At 67.2% G+C, this 2,046-nt stretch carries 1 protein-coding gene and 2 pseudogenes; 1 reads left to right on the top strand and 2 read right to left on the bottom strand.

The annotated features are described in order from the left end of the window. Positions 1 to 293 (bottom strand): annotated as a pseudogene (locus GWK61_RS54275) (hypothetical protein); the annotation flags it as partial. 18 nt (positions 294 to 311) lie between these two features. Further along, positions 312 to 1,730: an MBOAT family O-acyltransferase gene (locus GWK61_RS54270; RefSeq protein ID WP_194922242.1), complete on the bottom strand. Its 1,419-nt coding sequence runs from the start codon at positions 1,728 to 1,730 to the stop codon at positions 312 to 314. Between the two features lie 112 nt (positions 1,731 to 1,842). Between GWK61_RS54270 and GWK61_RS54265 the strand changes: the two are divergent. Then, positions 1,843 to 2,046: pseudogene (locus GWK61_RS54265) on the top strand (serine/threonine-protein kinase); the annotation flags it as partial.

The following is a 2,046-nucleotide window of genomic DNA, read 5'->3' as shown; positions in this document are numbered from 1 at the left end:
GGCTGGAGGCGGTCCGCGTCCCGTTCCAGGTGGGTACGGTGACCGTCGCCGGTGCCGCTGTCGGGGTGGCCGAGCATGGCGTCCAGGGAGATGCGGGGGCGGTTCAGGTCCAGGGCGCCGGCGATGGTGTCCACGGGGTGCGCGAAGGCGAGCAGGAGGTCGCGGGTCGGGCCGGGCTGCATGCCCAGGCCCGCGCGGACGACGCCGGCGGTGTTCAGCAGGAGAGCCGTGATCAGCGCGATCCGGATGACGCGGCCGGCTTGGCGTGCGGTGGTGACGGGTTCCTCGGACACTGCTCGCTCCTTTCGCGTCTAGAACCGGAAGTAGATGAAGGGCGCCACACCTTGTCCTCCGCTTACTGCCGCGGCCACTAGAAGGAGCACGCCGAGGGAGACGCCCTGTGCGTAGACCGGGAGGGTGACGAACGCTTCCTGCAGACGTGCGCCGGTGCCCCTGGGCAGCCACTGCACGGCGAGTACGGCGGCGATGATGAAAACGATCGTGGGCGTGACGATGCCGGTGCTCGGGCCACCGGCGAAGAGGCGTCCCAGAACGGTGAAGGCGGTGCCGAGGTCCGGGGCGCGGAAGAAGACCCACGCCAGGCAGACCACGTGGAAGGTGACGATGCGCGCCGCTGTGGTCTTCACAGGCTGGGGAATCCTTATAGCGAAAGGCATCGCAATAGCGGATGACATCGCAGGCCACGCACGTTCCACTGCTAAGCCGACGCCGTGGATACCGCCCCAGATGACGAAGGTCCATGCGGCGCCGTGCCATAGGCCGCCGAGGAGCATGGTCAGCATCAGGTTGCGGTACGTCTTAAGGCTCCCGCTGCGGTTCCCTCCCAAGGGGATGTAGAGGTAGTCGCGGAGCCATCTGGAGAGCGTCATATGCCAGCGCCTCCAGAAATCCTGCAGAGAGCGCGCGGTGTAGGGGCGGTCGAAGTTGTCGGGGAAGCGGAACCCCAATAGCAGTGCCAGGCCGATCGCCATGTCCGTATAGGCGGAGAAGTCGCAGTAGATCTGGACGGCATATCCATAGACGGCCGTTAGCGTTTCGGTGCCGTTGTGCGCCTGGGGCGTGCCGAAGACCGGCTCGACGAGCTTCGCGCCGATCACGTCGGCCACGACCATCTTCTTCACCAGGCCGCCGGCGATCAGGCCGAAGGCACGCGCGGCGGGGATGCGGTTCGGGTCGCGCGGGCCGGACAGCTGCGGGACGAACTCCGAGGCGCGGACGATCGGGCCCGCGACGAGGTGCGGGAAGAAGGACGCGTAGATGGCGTAGTCGAGGGGCTTGGCCAGGGGTGTGCGGCCGCGGTGGACGTCGATGACGTAGGAGATGGCCTGGAACGTGTAGAAGGACACTCCTACAGGCAGGACAAGGTGCAGCAGCCCTAAGGAGAGTCCCAGGGAACTGCTTACGGAGTCGCTGAAGAAGTCGAGGTATTTGAAGACGCCGAGGGTTCCGAGGTCCAGGGTGATCGCGGTGATCAGCGCTGTCCTGCGGACCTTCTCCGAGGCCTGACGGGTGATGACGGTCGCCGCGAGTTGATTGACGACCGTGGAGCCCGCTAGGAGGAACACGTAGTGCCAGTCCGCGGCCGCGTAGAAGTAGTACGAGGCGGCGAGGATGAACGGCCGCCACGCGTGCTGACGGGGCATGAGGGCCCAGGACAGCGGCAGGACGACGGCGAAGAAGAGCGCGAACTGCACGGTGGGGAAGATCAAGGCGGCTGTCCCGGGTGGCCTTTTCGTCGGGAAGGGTCGCAATACCTAACGAAACACAACACAGACGGTCACGGTCTTCCCAGCGATCGAGATCGCTCTTAGCGTGTGCGGTATGGCACCGCTGAGTGGGGACGACCCGCGCCACCTGGGCGGTTTCCGGGTCCTGACGCTGCTGGCCGTGGGCGGGATGGGGCGCGTCTACCTGGCGCTGGGGCCGGACCGGAGGGCGGTGGCGCTGAAGGTGGCGCGGCCGGAGTTCGCGGCCGACGCGCGGTTCCGGGCCCGGTTCCGGCGGGAGGTGGAGACGGCTCGGGAG

The sequence above is a fragment of the Catenulispora rubra genome, assembly GCF_015356825.1.
Taxonomy (GTDB): domain Bacteria; phylum Actinomycetota; class Actinomycetes; order Streptomycetales; family Catenulisporaceae; genus Catenulispora; species Catenulispora rubra.
Note: the sequence above shows the minus strand (reverse complement) of the source record. Positions and strands in the feature narration are given on the sequence as shown.